The organism is Pseudoalteromonas sp. CuT4-3, from assembly GCF_035666335.1.
Classification (GTDB): domain Bacteria; phylum Pseudomonadota; class Gammaproteobacteria; order Enterobacterales; family Alteromonadaceae; genus Pseudoalteromonas; species Pseudoalteromonas atlantica.
In genome coordinates this window covers 549,808-568,399 of the sequence record NZ_CP142031.1, presented here as the reverse complement: position 1 = coordinate 568,399, position 18,592 = coordinate 549,808, and the positions used below count along the sequence as shown (strand labels likewise).

The 18,592-nt window shown below is 39.1% G+C and carries 12 protein-coding genes; 2 read left to right on the top strand and 10 right to left on the bottom strand.

The features are described from left to right. Nucleotides 1-35: 35 nt before the first annotated feature. A complete protein-coding gene (locus VOI46_RS19435; RefSeq protein ID WP_064385816.1) occupies nt 36-599 on the bottom strand; it encodes a hypothetical protein in 564 nt (187 codons plus the stop codon). A gap of 1,522 nt (nt 600-2,121) precedes the next feature. On the opposite strand from VOI46_RS19435, the gene VOI46_RS19430 reads away from it, so the two are divergent. Continuing rightward, entirely contained in the window at nt 2,122-2,277 is a 156-nt protein-coding gene (locus VOI46_RS19430) for a hypothetical protein (RefSeq protein WP_232424018.1), read from the top strand. Between the two features lie 143 nt (nt 2,278-2,420). Here the strand turns inward: VOI46_RS19430 and VOI46_RS19425 are convergent, their stop codons facing one another. From VOI46_RS19425 to VOI46_RS19410, 4 genes are all read right to left on the bottom strand, one after another. After that, nucleotides 2,421-3,626 (bottom strand): HipA domain-containing protein, encoded by a 1,206-nt coding sequence (locus tag VOI46_RS19425; RefSeq protein WP_004589613.1) that lies wholly within the window; start codon nt 3,624-3,626, stop codon nt 2,421-2,423. Continuing rightward, on the bottom strand, nt 3,616-3,915 hold the full coding sequence (locus tag VOI46_RS19420) for a helix-turn-helix transcriptional regulator (RefSeq protein WP_004589614.1): 300 nt from the start codon (nt 3,913-3,915) through the stop codon (nt 3,616-3,618). The genes VOI46_RS19425 and VOI46_RS19420 overlap by 11 nt, the downstream gene beginning before the upstream one ends. 229 nt (nt 3,916-4,144) lie before the next feature. Continuing rightward, the gene (locus VOI46_RS19415; RefSeq protein ID WP_004589615.1) at nt 4,145-5,281 is read right to left on the bottom strand and encodes a DUF1570 domain-containing protein; all 1,137 of its coding nucleotides are present in this window, start codon (nt 5,279-5,281) and stop codon (nt 4,145-4,147) included. A 2-nt stretch (nt 5,282-5,283) separates the two neighbouring features. Further along, complete coding sequence (locus tag VOI46_RS19410; protein WP_004589616.1) at nt 5,284-5,757, bottom strand: hypothetical protein; 474 nt, start codon at nt 5,755-5,757, stop codon at nt 5,284-5,286. Nucleotides 5,758-6,545: 788 nt separating this feature from the next. Between VOI46_RS19410 and VOI46_RS19405 the strand changes: the two genes are divergently transcribed. Continuing rightward, nucleotides 6,546-9,698, top strand: a complete 3,153-nt coding sequence (locus tag VOI46_RS19405; RefSeq protein ID WP_004589160.1) for a DEAD/DEAH box helicase — start codon at nt 6,546-6,548, stop codon at nt 9,696-9,698. 2 nt (nt 9,699-9,700) lie between these two features. Here VOI46_RS19405 and VOI46_RS19400 read toward each other — a convergent pair whose 3' ends face one another. From VOI46_RS19400 to VOI46_RS19380, 5 genes are all read right to left on the bottom strand, one after another. Continuing rightward, nucleotides 9,701-12,100 carry an AAA family ATPase gene (locus VOI46_RS19400; protein ID WP_004589159.1) on the bottom strand — a complete coding sequence of 800 codons (2,400 nt, stop codon included), beginning with the start codon at nt 12,098-12,100 and terminating at the stop codon, nt 9,701-9,703. Next, complete coding sequence (locus VOI46_RS19395) at nt 12,093-12,851, bottom strand: ABC-three component system middle component 1 (RefSeq protein ID WP_004589158.1); 759 nt, start codon at nt 12,849-12,851, stop codon at nt 12,093-12,095. Before VOI46_RS19395 ends, VOI46_RS19400 begins: the two co-directional genes overlap by 8 nt. Then, nucleotides 12,844-14,493, bottom strand: coding sequence for an ABC-three component system protein (locus VOI46_RS19390; RefSeq protein ID WP_324738287.1), 1,650 nt, complete (start codon nt 14,491-14,493; stop codon nt 12,844-12,846). The genes VOI46_RS19395 and VOI46_RS19390 overlap by 8 nt, the downstream gene beginning before the upstream one ends. A gap of 487 nt (nt 14,494-14,980) precedes the next feature. Further along, nucleotides 14,981-17,932, bottom strand: coding sequence for a DEAD/DEAH box helicase family protein (locus tag VOI46_RS19385; protein WP_282338348.1), 2,952 nt, complete (start codon nt 17,930-17,932; stop codon nt 14,981-14,983). Further along, the gene (locus tag VOI46_RS19380) at nt 17,933-18,535 is read right to left on the bottom strand and encodes a class I SAM-dependent methyltransferase (protein WP_282338349.1); all 603 of its coding nucleotides are present in this window, start codon (nt 18,533-18,535) and stop codon (nt 17,933-17,935) included. It abuts the gene before it with no gap. Nucleotides 18,536-18,592 lie beyond the last annotated feature (57 nt).

The following is an 18,592-nucleotide window of genomic DNA, read 5'->3' as shown; positions in this document are numbered from 1 at the left end:
CGGCTTAAAATAATTAACTATTATTACGCTTAGTATTATTCGGGGGGCATGTTTTTAATATTTAAATCGTATTGTAAAATACCATCGTTATTAACCGCTACACCGGCTAATTGCACAGAGTGATTAGCAAACTCTTCAGACGCCGATAAATGCGCTAACACGCCGGCTATATCCTCGTGTTTAGGTTGCCCGTCGGTTGCCACAATGCCTGCATTACAATCGTTTTGCTTACACTCAAAGCTGTATAAAAATAGCGACTTTTCAGCAAAGCTGCTTTGCACTTTATCTAAAAACACTTGCTCTGACTGCGCTAAATCAAGCGTACTTTGAATTTGAGCAGCGCTTTCTAGCTCAGAGTATTCACCCACCTCTTGGGGAGTAATCACTATTTGCTCGGTAAGTGCAGTGCCTTCTTTATTAGTTACATCGTGGCTACTTTGCATTGCTTGTATATCTACCACCAGAGGTTGAGCAGGCTGCACAGCCGTGGTGTTAGTTATTGAGTTGGGTAGATTATTTTGAGCCAAGGCGGTCAAATCGTTTTTAAACACGTACAAAGTTGCAGCAGTGATAGCGCATGCAATGAGTAATTTGTTCATAATACTTCCCTCCTTCAACCAATTTACGCAATACAATTAAGTGAAATGCTTTTTAAGTGTAGCCAATGTTAATATTATGTTTTGTTTGGGTGTGTACTGTCAATCTTTAATACTAGACAGTGCAAATTAAAAGAACAATTTTATCAATGTTAATATTTAATGAACCACTGGTAAGCTCAGCGCGCCACATTATAATGCTAGCAATAGCTACACGCTCATTTTTCAACCAGGCAGTGCGTTATTTATTTGTAACAAGCTGTAAAAATCAGCTCTTTTTATGACCACACCCCAACCAAAAAGTTTGCGTTTATTGTTACTAAAACTTAAATAAAATTACCCAAAGTAAATAACCGCATAATTAAAACCGCACACAGCAGCTTTAATTTGCTAAAAGATGCAAAGATTACATAAAGAAAGGCACTAACATGTAGGCGCGAAACTTGCTCGCACAAAATGACAGGAGCGTACCTCGCGTTTGGTATGAAATTTTTCGCGGCATATAAAGCCGCTGCTACTAATTAATTGCACCACAAAGGGCACAGAGGCGCTTCGCCTACACGGAGAAAACACAGGAATAAGTAAGTCACTTCTCCTGCTCTTCTCGGTGGTGACATAATCACTTTTGAACAGAACCAATGCGCGTCTACCACTAAATTAAAATACTGTTTTGTAGAGCGAATTCTTACTTATGTGATCATTTATTAAATCACTTATGCTCTAGCTCTAAAAGCGCAGCGTCTCTTAACCTCTTTGTGAATAATTGGCTTAACTTGTTTTTCACCACCGAGGGCACAGAGGCGCTTAGCGCTACACAGAGAAAATACGGGGGTTAATTGGTCACTTATCACTGGTGACATAATCACTTTTGAACAGAACCAATGCGCGCCTACAAAGTTAAATTTTACGCTGACGTGGATGTGGTGCGTAGGCGCGATTTTATATCGCGCTTGTAGATACAAGACGTTGAGCTTGCTCACGTTAGAAACGCAGCTTCTCATTACTTAATAAATTAACACCGTAAAAGCCCTGCTTTTGAACGCCAACAAGTTGCGCGTCTACAAGGTTATATCAAAATGTTCTGTTAGAACTCGGCGTAGGCGCGAAGCTTGCTCGCGCTCTGTATTTGTAGTTCCCTATGTCGCGTTGGCGATGGCAACCAAGGGGCGAATACCGCCGTACGCCCCTTGAAGCGCCCCGAGCATTTTGCATTTTCCTCAAAGCCGAAATAGATATGAACGTAACCACCGTGTATTCGCCGTCCATGGCGAGGCCACAGCTTTAATTGCATTGCCTAAAGAGATTTAGGTACTTGGAATTTGTCGGGAACAAAATTCCGCCATGCAATCAATTACTCATCAATTAAGTCCTTTCGGGCAAAATGACGGGGGAATTGTCTTGGCATTAGCCTTTAAGTTTGTTGTAGGTATTACCGTTATGTATATTAAAGTTAACTTTTACTTTTTACCTTGGCCAGTAAGTTACCTAACTTATCTAGCTCGATTAACCAGCATCTCAAAGCTTTATGATGCTCCCCAAAAATAACGAACACAGTAAACAGCGGCTTGAAATTTTTAATCAGCAATTACTTAAGTTTAAGCAAACCGGCCGCTATCAAGCTTACTTTTATGCGTTAGATAATGGCGTTTATCAGCCCACAAATAAAGCTCAGGCCGACTAACCTGGCGCTGGTTTAGAGCTACGAGCTAGGTTTTACCAAAAGCCCGCTGCCTTCTCATTTCTTCTTTATGGTTCATAAAAGCGCCAACCAATAAATGACCACTTAATCAGTCATTAACTATCTAATGAATGCTTAAATAATCTTTAACTTATATGAGGGATCACGCTTTCTAAGCGCTTTATGTCAATATCACTGATATTAGCAAAACGTTTAAAGTGCGTTGGCCACTGACGAGTATAGCTTTCAACCTCTGCAATTATTTTTGTTGCTTGAGCCTTGTTGAGGCCAAAGCGTTTGGCTTGCGACAATAAATTATCGATACTAGCATATCGGCCATCATCACCAAGCCCTATGCCGTGCTGCTTTGAGTTATTAATAGGAGTGATATCATAAGCGGGGCTCATACGCCACGTTTGCCCAGCAAAGTGATACAAAAATGCATGATTTCGGCTGTGATCATCGGTATTACCAATAAACACGTTAAATACCATTCGCTTGTAGAGCTCTGTAGCATCAGCAGCGAACTCACCTGTGTGGTGGCGAATAAATTCTGCCAGTTCACCGTAGCTATAGTATGTTGCTAAGTCGCTTATCGCGACTTTTGGTTTTTGTAATAAGCTGTTGGCGCTTAAAAAGTGATGAGTTGGTAAGTCATCGCTTACATCAAAACGTTCAACTAACAGAACATCGCCATTTTCTGTTTCATAAATACGGGTATTTGCAGTGCGAATCCCCAATTCATTAGCCATACACATAGCGCCATGCTCAGCCCTAGCTAAATTAAACAAATCGTCTTGACGATTAAATTTTGCTAAATAAAGCTTTTCATCAATTTTCACAGAGGTTTTAGGTCTTGCTCCCCCCATGCTTTGGCCAAATTCAAAGGCTTTTTTTGCTTCTTGTGAAATCGCTTTATTGGCGAGCAAATCGTCCTTTGCTTGATCTAACAAGGCTAAATCGGCTAATGTATTTTTATTCGCTTTATGTTTTGATGCGCTGCGCGACAAACTAAATACCAAGGCGCCAACACCATACCCAGACCCTACGAGTAAAAATTCTAGCTCATTCTTTGGCTTGGTATTATGTAACGACAGTATAAGCTTACGCCCCCACGAATCAGCTCCCGCATCACTTAACACCCCAAACACACCTTTATTAGCAGAATAGCTAACTATGCCAGGCTGTAATGGTAAATGCAGCGGATCGAGCGCAAACGCATCAGAGCGCGCAAGGTAACTTTTACCATAATTAAACTCACCTCGGCCAGTTTGTGGATTTAACTTAAAAAAACCACAAATTATGGGGCTGTCTTCTAAACCGTCAATAAATACATAAGCTTCAGAAGTCATCGTTAATCACCTGAGTTTTATTGCTTTTACGCTGTCTTGCATTATAACCGCCCACATCTGCGGCTAGCTCGTTAATTTCATCCAGCAATGAGCCTTGCAATTGAAGAACAACAAGGGCTTCAAACAATATATCGCTTTTTACTACCTCTCCTTGTTCAAGCTTTTGTACCGTGGAGCGAGATACACCAATCATCTTAGCGAACGTGCTCTGGGTATAAAGTAAAGTACGATGCTGACGAATTAAATCACCCAAGCGACGCGCCAGCTTTAATGCTTGTTCTGATCTCATAAATGACTTCCTAATCGGTCATTAATAAACTAATGATTAGTTTAGCGGTATTTAATATGATTGCAATATTATTTAAATAGAGACGTAATGAGCTTCGAGGAGCGGCGTTCAAGCTTACCGTAGGGGCGAAGCTTGCTCACGTTAGAGGCGCAGCTTCTCATAACTTATAAATTATCACCGTAAAGCCCAGCTTTTGAACGCCAACAAGTTGCGCGTCTAACAAAGCAAACTAAAATTTATGTGGCTTAAATGGCGCTTTTAACCATTTTGAATAGTCATGATTAAACGCAGGAAACTGTTTAAATAACATCGCGTTTAATTGATCTTTCGAAAGCTTGTTACAGGGATTTTTCTGCTCTGCCAGCATAATATTTTTAAGTAATATTCTGCCTGATTGGGTATCCATTAAAAAATAAATTGCAGCCCAGCTACTAGCGTAGAGCATACTGCTGTCGTCTTTTTGCCACGTATTATTTAACCCCGTTAACCGGTTAAGTCTAAACACGTTTTTAGTAAGCTTATTATTACGTACCCAGGTTTGATTTGGCTCTACAATAGCAGTTTGCATATTGTTATGGGTAAACTCAAAATACCCAGCAACCCCTTCATTTAACCACCTAGGCGTGTGCCCTAAAACTGCTTTATTAATAGCATGTACGGCTTCGTGCACTGCCGTCCTCATGGTGTTTTGTTCGCCACTAAAATTAATAAACGCAGAGTTAGTTGCATGAAAATACATGCCTGCTGTATTTTCTGGGTTGCCGCCATTGTTAATAATAGCGGCGCTATAAGCCCTACGGTTAGGTAATACCGTTAAGTTTAGTTTTACCTTTTTTAGAGCATGCGCACCAATAATTTGTCCATACACCTTAAATACTGTATTGAGTTTTACTTGTAGCTTTTGGTTAAATGAAGGCGGTAAATTTGGCGTGTTTAAATTAAGGTCAAAATAATCCAGTGGCTCATAAAAATTACTCTCGTACGTTGCTACAGCAAAGCCAGGCTTGGTATCGCTAAAATGTGCAATACCCGCCTTGTCGGTCCAAGTGTATATAGCACCGTTACGCTTATATTTTACGTCGCCTAAAGATACATCTGTACATTGTGTTTTATCTGCTTGAGGCGAGTGATTACGCGCAGGCACAAAAGAGCTGCTGCCCGCCGGCGTTTTTACAGAGTTTACGGGTTGTACTTTAACTAAAGGCTTACTTGGCTGAGTTACGGTTAAATCGTTATAAATACGCTTAACTTCACCTATCGGGTCGTGATAATTAAACACCCGCCCTGTAAAATGATTAGCAATAAGCGCTGAGGCAATAAGCATTACAACAAACATAAATACTATGCGAAGCTTAGTATTAAACATAGTTACGGGCGCCCCTGCCATTGGGTCTCAAATACTTGCTTTTGCGCTACTCTATACTCGCTACACCAAACAAAATCGCTTGTCTCCATCCCTTTTTTACGACACCGCTTAGGCAATCTATAAAATTTAGACCACGCCTCAAGCTTAGCTTTGTTTTTATAGCTGGTACTATGCAAGGTCATGTTTGATACCTTTTGATTGAGTAACCAGTTGGTGTTCGCCGAATGTGTAGCATGTGGGCGGTATGAGTTATTACTCTTTTTAAGTTTATTACAGTGCTTTGCCAATTGGGTAAATAACACTTTGTCGCGAGCAGTTAATCGCTCACCTTTTTTAATGCTATAACCCTGCCTAAATTGAGAGCGAATAGATTCACGCTCCTTTTCTATGCTTTCGCACTTACTTTGCATGTAAGCCTCGCCTGCATAAGAGTACGTTGAAATAAAACTAAGCAAAACTAAAATCCATTTAATCATTATTCACTCCTTTAAATAACATCTTAAATAAGTGTACCTATTTAAGGTTGGTAGCGCATTAAATATTGCCCTTGTTTTGCTTCATTAGTACTTAATATTCAGGAGAAATTAGCCGCAGAGTTGGCTCAAGCTAAATGGTCGATGTTTAATTTGTCTTGTAGACCGAGAGCTTGCTCACGTTAGAGGCGCAGCTTCTCATTACTTAATAAATTAACACCGTAAAAGCCTAGCTTTTAAACGAAAGCAATGCGCGTCTACAAGGTGAATTTTACACTGACGTGGATGTGGTGCGTAGGCGCGATTTTATATCGCGCTTGTAGACTTAATAAATTAACAGCGTAAAAGCCTTGCTTTTAAAACGCCAACAAGTTGCGCGTCTACAAGGTTATATCAAAATGTTCTGTTAGAACTCGACGTAGGCGCGAAGCTTGCTCGCGCTAAAAGCAGAGCTTTTGAAATAATACAAACAGTTCATAAATATCGCGTTGGCGATGGCAACCAAAGAGAAGTAACCGCCGACTTCTCTTTGGAATCTCTCGGCGCCCCGAGGATCACACTATCTCCTCAATTTAAATTAATGATATGAACGTAAACGCGATGAAACACGTCCGTGTGTAAGCATCACTTAACGCGCATCCATGCGCTGCTATTACTCATCACTAATTCAATTTCGGGTGTGATCACGGGGGAGTGGCCTAAGCATCAGCCTTCAATTCAATAATGAGTTAATGCTTGTTTACAATGCACTTTTAAGTAAACTAACTGCACGCAAACAGGGAGTGGTTTTAATGCAGCAAATTGGTATTTACGAGCAGTTAATTACGCAAGTAATTGAGCAAAATTTAAATCGTGATCAATTTTATGTGGGCGAACGCCAACTAGAATCGGCAGAGGCGGCTACGTGGCTTTCGCGCTTTTTAGGCAAGCTGGTTGAACATGCAATTGATGCAATCCCTAATTCAAGCGAGCGTTTACAAGAGCAAATAAACCTCGCAAACAGCCTTGTTCTGTGGCTTAAAGATCATATTCGCGATGACGAGCTAATCAACGAAAACCTTATCGACAGCCAAGGCCGTATTCTTACTGCACTGTTTAATACTCAAAACCCAATTGCAGCTAACCTTAAAGATTACTCAAGCGATATATTCCCACTTACAGGCCTCACACAAAGCGAATTATTTAGCGGTGCGAATACGGGTATATCGCTCGAAACCGAGCTAAAGCGCGAGATTAAATCGTCCGACACTATTTACTGGCTTGTCTCATTTATCAAATGGACGGGGCTGCGCATTTTTAAAAATGAGCTTGAAGCCTTTACCAAAAGCGGTAATAAACTCAAAGTAATTACTACTTCGTACATGGGTGCAACGGATGCTAGGGCGGTTGAATTTTTAGCAAACTTACCAAATACCGAGGTAAAGCTAAGTTACAACAATCAACAAGAGCGTTTACACGCGAAGTCATATTTGTTTATGCGTAATACAGGTTTTCATACTGGGTATATTGGTTCGTCTAATTTATCGCATTCGGCGCTTACTAGCGGCCTAGAGTGGAACTTAAAAATTACAGCGCAAGAAATACCACACATAATAGCCAAAACTAAAAGTACGTTTGAAACCTACTGGCAATCGCAAGATTTCGAGCTATTTACAGGCAAAGCTGAATGTAAAGAAAAGCTAATAAATTCTCTTAATGAGCAACGCGGTGTTGGGCAATCAAGCAGCCAGTTTTATTTTGATATAACACCAAAAACACACCAGCTAGCTATTTTAGAAAAGCTAAGCGTAGAGCGTAACGTGCATAATCGTTTTAAAAACCTAGTGGTTGCTGCAACGGGCACAGGTAAAACCATTATATCGGCGTTCGACTTTAAAACCGTTTACGATAAAAACCCAAACGCACACTTTTTGTTTGTAGCCCACCGAGAAGAAATACTAAAACAAGCGCAAAGCGCTTATCGCGGCGTGCTTAAAAATAACGACTTTGGTGAGCTGTGGGTAGGTAACTATAAACCGCAGCGCTACAACCATCTTTTTGCGTCAATACAAATATTAAACAGCCAAATTGGATTGCTTAATTTAACGCATGATTACTACGACTACATAGTAATAGACGAAGTACACCACGTAAGCGCAGCGAGTTATCGCGCTATATTAAATCACTTTGCGCCCACTATATTACTTGGCTTAACCGCTACACCAGAGCGACAAGATGGCGCAAATATACTCGATGACTTTTGCGGTGTAATAGCCGCCGAAATTCGCTTGCCAGAGGCAATAAACCAACGCCATTTATGCCCGTTTCAGTACTTTGGATTAGATGACGATACCGACCTAAGCCAAATAACATGGCGCGGCGGCCGTTACGATATAACCGAGCTAAGTAACCTTTATACAGGGGAGAACAGCCGCGCAAACAAAATTATATCCAGTCTTGCTGATATAGTGACTAATGTTCACAACATTAAAGCGTTGGCATTTTGCGTAAGCCAAAAACACGCAGAGTTTATGGCCTCTAAATTTAACTTAGCAGGCATAAACGCCGATGTACTGACCAGCAAAAACACTAATGAGCGCGCGGCTAAACAGCAAGCACTACGCCAAGGCGAAATACAAATATTGTGTGTGGTTGATATTTTTAACGAAGGGGTCGATATTCCAGAGGTCGATACCCTGTTATTTTTACGCCCCACAGAAAGCCTAACGCTGTTTTTACAGCAACTCGGCCGTGGCTTGCGTTTACCAGATAATAGCCCAAAGCAATGCTGTACCGTACTCGATTTTGTAGGCAACGCCCGCCCAGAATACGACTTTGCCAGTAAATTTCGCGCGCTTATTGGTAAAAGCAACCAACCAGTAAAAACCGAGATTGAAAACAACTTCCCACATTTGCCGCTGGGCTGCCGTATAGAGCTACAAAAGCGCACACAACAAACAATATTAAAAAATATTCAGCAAGCCATAAACACAAAGCGCCGTTTACAACAGCTGATAAATAGCTACTCGCAACACACTAATGAGGCACTCACGCTAAGTAATTTTTTACGCATAAACCCACAAGTCACGCTTGAAGATATTTACAAACCAAAAGATAAAAAGCTCGGCGGCTGGCACTGGTTAAAAGGCGATGAAGTACCAGTAGAACAAGCCGATGTTTATGCCGCATATTACCGCGCTATAAACACTCAATTACTCGGCTGCGACTCACTCAGTTATTTATGCTTTTTACGTGATTTATGTAATAACGATTTTGGCTTTACCCCAACAGCGCAAAACCAACAGTACGCGCTTATGGCGCATTACAACTTTTGGGATACCACTGGCGCAAGTTTAGGTTTTAAAACGCTTGAACAAAGCTTACAGGCACTTAAACACAACGAGTTACAGCAGGAACTTGCACAAGTGATTACGCTGTTAATAAACCGCATTCACCAGCAGGAAAGCGATTTAACGTGCCTACCTAATCACGCAATCAAATTACACAGCCGCTACACGCGCCAGCAAATACTCGCCGCTTTTGGCGCACACTCGTTTGATAAAAAATCGACCGCCCGCGAAGGTGTTTTAGAATTTAAAAACCAAAACTTAGAGCTGTTATTCGTCACACTCAACAAATGTGAAAAAACCTACTCGCCCACTACGCTATATCACGACTACGCAATCAGCCCCACTCTGTTTCATTGGCAAACGCAAAACAGCGCCCGCCCAGAACACGGCCGCGGCCTAAGTTATATTGAGCATCAAGAAACAGGCAAAACCATATTGTTATTTGTGCGCGAACAAGGCAAAGATGAAAACGGCCGAACCATGGGATTTGTAAACTATGGCGAGGTTAAATACCAAAGCCACAACGGCAGCCAGCCGATGAATATAACGTGGGAATTAACCAGCCCCATGCCAAGTGAAATGTGGCATGAGGCAGGGAAATTAGCTGTTGGATGATTTTAATTGATAGATTCCAGCCTCTTATTCTTCATATTTATAGGAAAAGACTTTAAACCGGCCTGACTGTACTTATAATGAAAGTAATTCGCGACTTTACTCTCATGAGTTGACAACAGAATTTGCAATTCAGGAAACTCGTATTTCATCATTTGCACAAAAGAAGCCATGTTAACTTCATCCATAGTTTGAACTGGGTCATCAATCATCAAAGTAGATAACTTAGAAGGGTAAACTTTATTCATAGCGAGCATAAACGAGATAACAACACCTGCCAGCTGCCCAGAACTCATTGTATTCCATGCATCATGACTATCATTAGGTGTAGCGCTAAACTTCATAAAGCCTTTTTCGTTTCCTTTAGTGGGAGTAATTAAAAATATACCGCTCCCCTCAGGACGAGACTGTAATATTTTAGAGCTATAAACAAAAAGCGGTATTGCAATATGTTTTGCTACACCTTTTTCATAAGCTTTAATTTCATCTCTATAGACCTTACTAATTGCCGTTATTTCTTTCCTTTTTAGCTTTAACTTTTCTAATTTAGCTTTTAATTGAGATACCTTTAAACTTTTTGCTTTGTAAGATGAGGAGCTTTGCTGCAAAATCAATCGAGTTAATAGTGAAAAGTCCCTGTCAATATCATTCAAATCAATAGACAACTTTTCATATTCATCAAACTCTAAACCTAACGTTTTTAGATCCTGTTTTAATTGTAGATACTCTTTTAACGGCTCATTTGAAAGTTGCTTTTTATGACTATTAATAAAAGTAATGAGCTGCTCTTGGGTTTCATCATAATTTTGATTAACTACAAGTAGTTTGTTATCAATAAAACGTGTGCAATCGCCAATATTGGATTCAAGCCATGTTCTTATTTTAGTCATAGTTTCGAAATCGGACTTTTCTATATTTTTATGTTTATTCACACGATTTAAATCAAAGTTTAAGTAATTTTGATACTTAGACAGGTAGTTTCGCATTTTAGTAATAGAAGGGACAATAAGGCCTGTTATTAATTTTTCAGTTATTATCTTAAGTAACTTGTCATTATCTCCTAATTGATCAGAGAAAAACTTCGATTGTTCTTCATATTCATCAAGTAAAGCTTGTCCTGTTGGTTTCATATCACCACATAGTGGACAAGGTATATCTTGATATTCTTTTGCTTCATCGTAGCCAATATGTTCTTTGTAGTGAGATAATAAATTTTTACGACTGTCATCAATTTTAATAAGCAAAGAGCCCAGCGAACTATTTGACTTAGATAAGCTTAAAAATGTAGCTATATCAGTTGTGAATACATCATAGCTTGAAGAAAAATTTTCTTTGTAAATATCTAAAATATCTTCGCTAAGGCTATTTGGTTTATCATCAAACAATCTAATTAACTTACTATAGACATCAGCTTTTTTCTTCGCCTTGCGCCAAATCAAGCTATGTTTATTTAGCTTTTTTGTTAGCTCTTCATAATTTTCAACTAAGCCAACTTTTAAATAATTCTCGAGTTGTTCAATCCGCTCTGTTGTCATTTTATTCAAAAAATAATTAAATTTTAGCTTTTCATAAGCTGAATTATTTTTTATAAGCCACTCAACACCCTCTAAACTATTTTTATAAGCTTCAAGCTGCTCTAAAGTGCTAGATGATAAATCACTAAATAGAGCAATTTTCCCACTGCTAAGTATGCTTTCAGAATCTTCAGCCTCAGTAGTCGGCTTTGATAGCTGTACTAACTCTCCTTCTTCTTTTTTGATTAAGGGAGTATAGTCATCTATTGTTTTCTTCAGCTTGGCTGAAAGTACATCTAATTTATCTGCTTTATTTTTTTCTTCTATCGTACCAAACAGGTAACTTATTTCTTGGTGGCGTTTACTTTCATCAAGTTTTAAGAAGTGGCACGTCTCTTCTTGTTGGATGTAATTAAACAAAGTAAAAGTTTTCTCTAATTTTTCATTCTCTAATAAATTATTTAATTTGCCTTCATCCAGCTTCTTTTTACTTAACTCACGAAAAACAGCTTCATTCTGCCACATCTCAGCTTCAAAACGCTCAATGGCATTTTGATATTTTGCTACCCTTCCTGCTTCGCCTGAGATATTTGCAGGTATATGAATACCAATAACTAGTAAGGTACTTGTATCATCCAAAAGCTCTAACTGAATAGTCGTTGACTTACTATTATCTCCCTTAAGAATATGATCTTCTTTGTTCTTTGAGTCAGTATGCTTAACTCGAGATATCTTTCCAGTAAAACAAAGTTCAATAGCATCAAAAATTGTTGTCTTTCCAAAACCATTTGGACCATCAAAAAGAACTAGATCATTACCAGTGAAATCAAACTCAACCGGTTCTTTAAAAGATTTAAAGTTATCAATTAGCATCCTTCCTAGTTTAATCATTACTTTTATCTTCCTTCACAAGTTCAGTAACCCAGCTTTCAAGATCATTTAAATCAAGATCTAGCAATTTTTCGCACTCTCTTAACTGCTCAGCAGTTAACTTATCATCTATTTTTTGTTGTAAGACTTCCTGATTAGAAGGAGTAACCATTAAAGACAAAAAAGGAACTTTTTCATAAAGCCTAGCAATAAAGGAATATTCAACTCCCTTATCTGTTAGCCCAAACAAATTAGAACTGGTAAACTCATTAAACCGCTCTGTATCTGAAATTAAACGTTGCACATAAGCAATAAAACTATCTTTATTTTCAGAAAAATTAATTGCAAGGGTTGGAGTCTCTTTATCAGATATCAATAAAACTTGTTTCTTGAAGAAGTAAGGATCTTCTTCAATTGAAATAGCTTGCTTCACTACATTTTCATTAACACTAGCTTCATGCGTAGTGAAAATAATTAAAGTTGCATTTTTATCAAATGAAGATGATATCTTCACTTCACCATCCGTCATTTTCTCAAAAACATTAGCTTGATTTTTAATCAACGTTGCTAATCTTATTTGAATGTCATTGTTAACATAAGGCAGTAATCTTTCAGGCAATTGGAGGTAGATGAAATAATCGCCTTGTTGATTTTGGCCAATATAAAGCAAAGTTGAACATTTATAATCTTCTTCAACATACTCTGATCTTGTTAAAGAAAAGTTAGATTCAATGAAAAGTCGTTCCATCAAGTTATCAAATAACTTATCCATTAATTTCTCCTAATGCTTTACGACTATCCATAAAGCTGACTTCCTTCTGTTGAGTGATTTTGTCTGAACTTTTTAGATTTGAGTTTGTATGTTCATAACTTTCGACCTGAGTTATCTTCTCGATACCTGCAGGAATAACATCTTCAGCATCAGTCGAGTTAACTACAATGTAATCAACATTGGAAAGAATAAACGATTGGTTGCCATAATTGTCAGCCAACCCTTTCCTGACTGTATCTATCGCCCTATCTTTCCGCCTTCCCCTTGTAAAATTGAAGTCAATACAGCTCGGTTGAAATTCAAAAATGTCATTTTTGCATGCAAGTGTTAATTTCCCTGATGGTTTTTTAACTTCTTGAATAAAATCTAGAAAAACACTCTTAATTTTTTGTGGCTCTGATATTGCCTCATAAAACTCACGAATATTGGTATTTTTTATGGTATGAGGATATATTTTCCGTAAGAAACTGACGCATTCGCTAGGAAAGTAATTATCGATAATATTGATTCGCACAGATTCTAACCTCGCAATATAGTGATGATATTCTTCGATATCTTCATCAGATGTCGAATATTTAATGTCATCATAGAGCTCATCAAGCTGTTCTTTATAAGCTTTTTCAAAGTTTTCCCGACAAACTTGATTCCAATAAGCAGCATCTTGAACTCGATAAGTTTTTTTTAACTCTTGTACAATTTCATTAAAAGAAATACTTGGCTTAGTCCTTTGCAAGTAAGGAAGGTGATTATCCTGCTTATCTCTAATGTGTTTATGTCTTATAACTAAGTTTTGATCAATCAAAGCACATAAAGCTGTTTTATATAATTTAATATCTTCTCCTGAAAAAGCTTCTCCAGGATGAAATAATGCTAAAAGTTCCTTTATTAGAGTATCTAGCTCCAGATTCAGTGCATCATCAGATAGTGCAAGCTTGTAAACTTTAGAGTTATCAAAACTAAGAAAAACCTGTTGGCAAGAAAGGCTCATCGGCTGAACTAAATTTGGAATTAGATGGCTTGGTATACCTGCAATATTGGTAATACTTTCCAGAGGTGGTTCAACTTCATCTGCAGTATGAAAGTAGGTGGTTGAGATGCTAAATATCTTTTGCGAAAGTGATTCAAAATCGGTAATACATTTTGTAAGATTACTGCGGTACTCAATATTGGCAGATTGAATATTAGCTTTCCAATTACTATCTAATAAACCTTTATCATTAACCAGCATAAATTTAGTTATTTCTGCTTTTAGCTTCTCTTTTTCAGCTGCACTATCACCTTTTTTTTTGCTTCTAAATGTAAAGTATTTAAAGATATCAGTGTCTGGCAGTACACCATTCTTTCGATGTAAAATTGTTGCGATAGCTTCAACATGGTCTTTAAATTTATTTTCGCCTTTATGTTTTACTTGGTGAAGAGATAAATAATCCTCACCTCTTTTAATGGCAAAATCTTCAATCCATTCATACTCAATATGGTGCTCATCTAGGAAGGTATCGAAAGCAGATAAATCAACTCCTGCACGGCCTTCATTAAGAATATTTACTAAACAAACATAGAGGCCTACTTTTCCTTGGTAGTTATAACCATTCCAAGAGGGTGTCGCATCGTGCAAAATGCTTTTAGATGATGCATTACTCATATTAAAGTTACTCGCTTATACAAACTAGATATAGTCACAAATCTTTACCTCAGAAAGCCAATCTACCAACACACTCCAACTCCCCGTGATCACACCCGAAAGGTATAAATTGATGAGTAATCACTTGCATGGATGCAAGTTAAGCCGTGACTTCGCCATGGACGGCGAATACACGGCGTTTACGTTCACATCAATTTGTAGCTTGAGGACATAGTGTGATCCTCGGGTGCGCCGAGAGAGTCCAGAGAGAGGTCGGCGGCAGCCTCTCTTTGGTTGCCATCGCCAACGCGATAAAGCCTCGAATAGAGGTTTTTAAATCCCTTCACAATCCCTAATATTATCGATTACATTGACGCGCTAAAGCACGATCTACAATTTAAGCGCGAGGTAAACTCCCGCCTACGGCACGACCTAAAAACTTAAAAGCTTCGCTTTTAACGCCAGCAAGCTGCACGTCTACACGTTAAAACGCGATATAAAATCGCGACTACAAAACCACTTGTTTAAACCGTGCGAACGTTCGCATGCTTTCATCTGCAATCATTACCTCGTAATCAGGGTTTTGAGCGATTAGCTCATATTGCCCGTTTGGTAATTTATTAACTTTGCGCAGTAAATACTGCCCGTCTCCGCTTATATCGTCTCGCTCTATCGCGACTATTTGGCCGCGAAGTGATCCAGCTCTATCGGAAGTTATAAGCTCAAGTAACAATAAGTCGCCATCAAGTATTGGGGCTTTACCGCCGTTCATAGAGTTACCCGATGCACGTGCTAAAAAATGCACGTTTGGATCAAGCTTGCCTGCACCAAATGGCGCATCTAAATATTCAACATCGCTGCTATCGCCTGTTTTAAAATGTCCGCAGGCTATTTTAATATTAGGGAAGTACGGCAGTTTTAATGCGCTATTTTGCTCGTTTGCTGTATCAGCAAGATCTTTGAACGCTAACTGAGTTACATTGTCAGCTTTTTGCTCTGTATTTTGTTTCGTGGTTGGCGTTTTTACTTTTAGGCGCTGGTTGTATTTGGCTAAGGTGTATTCAACCAGCTCTAACACGGCGCTGTTTAGTAATTCGCGTTTTTCTGCGGGTACGTCAAACGTGGCCTTTACGGTGTTGTTTTGTAAGGTAAACCATTGTGTGCCGTCTTTATTTTTATTGGTATAGGCTTTAATTGGATTTTTACGCCAGTAGCTTAGCCATGTTTGGGAATTTGCAGCTGCGTGCTGTTCTTTAATCGGTAAATCGTGTTGCTTTAAGTTTGGATGGCGCGCTAAAATCTTAGCACTCATAGCCGCAAGTTCTGCAACTGTTGGGGGTTTAGCAAAACCGTTTAAAGCGACATACGCCTCAAGCAAAATAGCTTTGAAGCATTTGGTCATACTGGTTGTTTGTATGCCCTTGTGTAAAAAGTCGTAAAACGGTGCTAATTGTTTGGAACTTTGCTGTGCTTCGTCATCAATATTTTGTGTTTTGGCAATTAGATCAAACCAACTAATGTAGTTGTTGTTTACCTTTTTTATATCGCCGTAGTGGTAGTAAAACTCACTTAATGTAGGTAAATGACCTAGTTGCTCGGCAAGCTGTGTTATATCTTCTAACGCTGTGGTGCGTTGTATCTTGGCTAGCTGCTGCCAAAAGTTGGTAACTTTTAAGTCAATATTTATAAAGCAGCCATCAGCAAGGTCGGGCTTTTTAAGCTTTTTAACTACACCACTTAGCGTGGTTTCATGTAGTAGTGCATAGGGTTTATTTAAAAAGCTGTGGTGATTACCAATAAAATCAAGCACCACTAAATGTGTTTTACCTTCGAGTGTGCGTAAACCCCGCCCTAATTGCTGTAAAAATAGTATTTTAGAGTCGCTTGGGCGCAGCATTAATATGGTATCAATACTTGGTAAATCAGTCCCTTCGTTAAACAAATCAACGGTAAATAATACTTCAACTTGACGCTGTTCTAATTGTTTTAGTGCATCATTACGGCGTACTTTTGACTGGCTATGCACTGATAGCGCTTTTACACCCGCTTTATTAAACGCATCAGCCATGTAATCGGCATGTTTGGTGGAAATACAAAAGCCTAGCGTACGCTGTTGTTTGTATTGCTGCCACTGTAAAAGTGCGTGGTCTGCTCGTTTTTGGGTTGCAAATTTGTTTTCAAGTGCAGATGGGTCAAAGCGACCATTACGCCACGGAATAGCTTGGTAGTTTACGTTTTCATCCCAAATACCGTAGTAATGAAATGGCACTAACGTTTTTTGGTCTATTCCTTGCGTTAAGTTACGCTCAAATACTAGGTTATTGTCGCATAAACCTAAAATATCGGCTTGGTCGGTACGCTCTGGTGTAGCGGTTAAACCAAGTAAAAATTGGGGTTCAAAGTAGTTTAAAAGCTGACGATATACGCGTGCACTTGCATGATGAAATTCGTCAACAATAAGGTAATCAAATGCTTTTGGTGCAAACTGCTTTAAGTGATTGCTACGACCAATAGTTTGAATAGAGGCAAATAAACACTCAGCGTTTTTGTCTCGCTGTTTACCGTTATAAAACCCAGTAGATAGAGTGAGCAATTCAGAATATGTTCGCTGTGCTTGCAAAAGTATTTCTTCGCGATGTGCTACAAATAAAACACGTTTAGCTTTGAATTGTTTTACATCAAATGCACTTAACCATGTTTTACCCATACCCGTTGCTAAAACCACTAAGCCACGTTTGAAACCCTCAGTACGGGTTTGCGCTAGCGCATTAAGCGCTTCAATTTGAGCTAGCCTTGGTGTTTTAGCTTCATTTTTTTCAATAACTTGCTCAGCTGTATCGGTATGGTTTACCGATACAAGCTGCTGTATTTTACGCCTAGTGATGTAGCTATTAATCCACTCATGGCTTAGATGAGTAACAAATTCGTGATTAAAAATATTTTCAAAAGCTGTGCGTATACTTAAAAACTGCTTCGCTGCTTGGCTTGTTTTTGGCTGTGTATAATCATGTCTAAAATTCCACTCGTGCCCTTCGGTCAATGCGCTGGCACTAATATTACTCGAGCCAATAAAGGCGCAGCCATCAGTAATCTCGTTTTGGTCGTTTGTTTTGACAAAAATATACGACTTCATATGGAAGCTTTGATTACTGTGCGTTTGGTAAATACGCACATCGGCGCCCCGATCTACTAATGCCATGAGTTCTCTCAATGCATTAGGATGAGTAATATCGAGGTAGTCTGAGGTAAGTAGCTTAAGCGTTGCGCCGCTTTGTAACGCTTCGCTTAGTGGGTCGAACAAGAGTGCTAAGCCACTTGGCTGAATAAATGAAACTGTAATTTCAATCTCAGTGGCGTTGTTTATGGCATGCACAAGATTAGGTAATAACGGGTCATTATCACCCGTAATAAGTTGTTGGTTATTATTTTGCAGGTGTTGATGTTCGCTAAAACTATTCACTTATAATTTCGCTTTGCTATGCGTTATCAATGCATTTAGCCACACTTCGCTTTCACGCCCTGGGCGCTGATCAACACTTTGCCAGTGCTTAATTATGCTTAATTGCGTGTGTTGATTTAATAAACTACTTAATAACTGCTCGGTTAAATCGCTAAATTCACGGCCATTATGTTCGCGCTCTTGCGTGCCGTATTTAAACGATACATATAAAACGCCATTGGGTTTGAGTGCATTTTGCAGGTTTAAAAATACTTGAGGAAGCTCGGCCTTTGGCACATGTAACAAACTAGCGCAGCACCAAATGCCGTCGTATTTATTAACACACTCAAGCTCTTGAAAGGTTTTAACCTCTACTGGTTGTTGTAAGTAACTGCTTGCAAGCTCTGCAAGTGCAGGGCTCGCATCAAAAGCCGACACACTAAAGCCTTGGCTTTTAAAATAGGCAGCATCGCGAGCTGAGCCACAACCTGCATCTAGCACATGGCCATTTTGGACAACATAAGGTAAAAACTCACGGTAAAGCGCCGACATATCAACATTAAGTGTTGAATCGCTAAAGGTTTGTGCATTTTGGTTATAATAATTTAGTGTGGTATTGGGCACTGCTTATACCGCTCCTTGGCTTTTGCGAGTTCGCAACGTTAATACTGCATTCATGTT

Excerpts from the sequence above, each read along its gene's own strand:
- VOI46_RS19425 (WP_004589613.1), bottom strand. The coding sequence starts at position 3,626 with ATGACTTCTGAAGCTTATGTATTTATTGACGGTTTAGAAGACAGCCCC.
- VOI46_RS19430 (WP_232424018.1), top strand. The coding sequence starts at position 2,122 with ATGATGCTCCCCAAAAATAACGAACACAGTAAACAGCGGCTTGAAATT.
- VOI46_RS19435 (WP_064385816.1), bottom strand. The coding sequence starts at position 599 with ATGAACAAATTACTCATTGCATGCGCTATCACTGCTGCAACTTTGTAC.
- VOI46_RS19400 (WP_004589159.1), bottom strand. The coding sequence starts at position 12,100 with ATGATTAAACTAGGAAGGATGCTAATTGATAACTTTAAATCTTTTAAA.
- VOI46_RS19405 (WP_004589160.1), top strand. The coding sequence starts at position 6,546 with ATGCAGCAAATTGGTATTTACGAGCAGTTAATTACGCAAGTAATTGAG.
- VOI46_RS19410 (WP_004589616.1), bottom strand. The coding sequence starts at position 5,757 with ATGATTAAATGGATTTTAGTTTTGCTTAGTTTTATTTCAACGTACTCT.
- VOI46_RS19415 (WP_004589615.1), bottom strand. The coding sequence starts at position 5,281 with ATGTTTAATACTAAGCTTCGCATAGTATTTATGTTTGTTGTAATGCTT.
- VOI46_RS19390 (WP_324738287.1), bottom strand. The coding sequence starts at position 14,493 with ATGAGTAATGCATCATCTAAAAGCATTTTGCACGATGCGACACCCTCT.
- VOI46_RS19395 (WP_004589158.1), bottom strand. The coding sequence starts at position 12,851 with ATGGATAAGTTATTTGATAACTTGATGGAACGACTTTTCATTGAATCT.
- VOI46_RS19420 (WP_004589614.1), bottom strand. The coding sequence starts at position 3,915 with ATGAGATCAGAACAAGCATTAAAGCTGGCGCGTCGCTTGGGTGATTTA.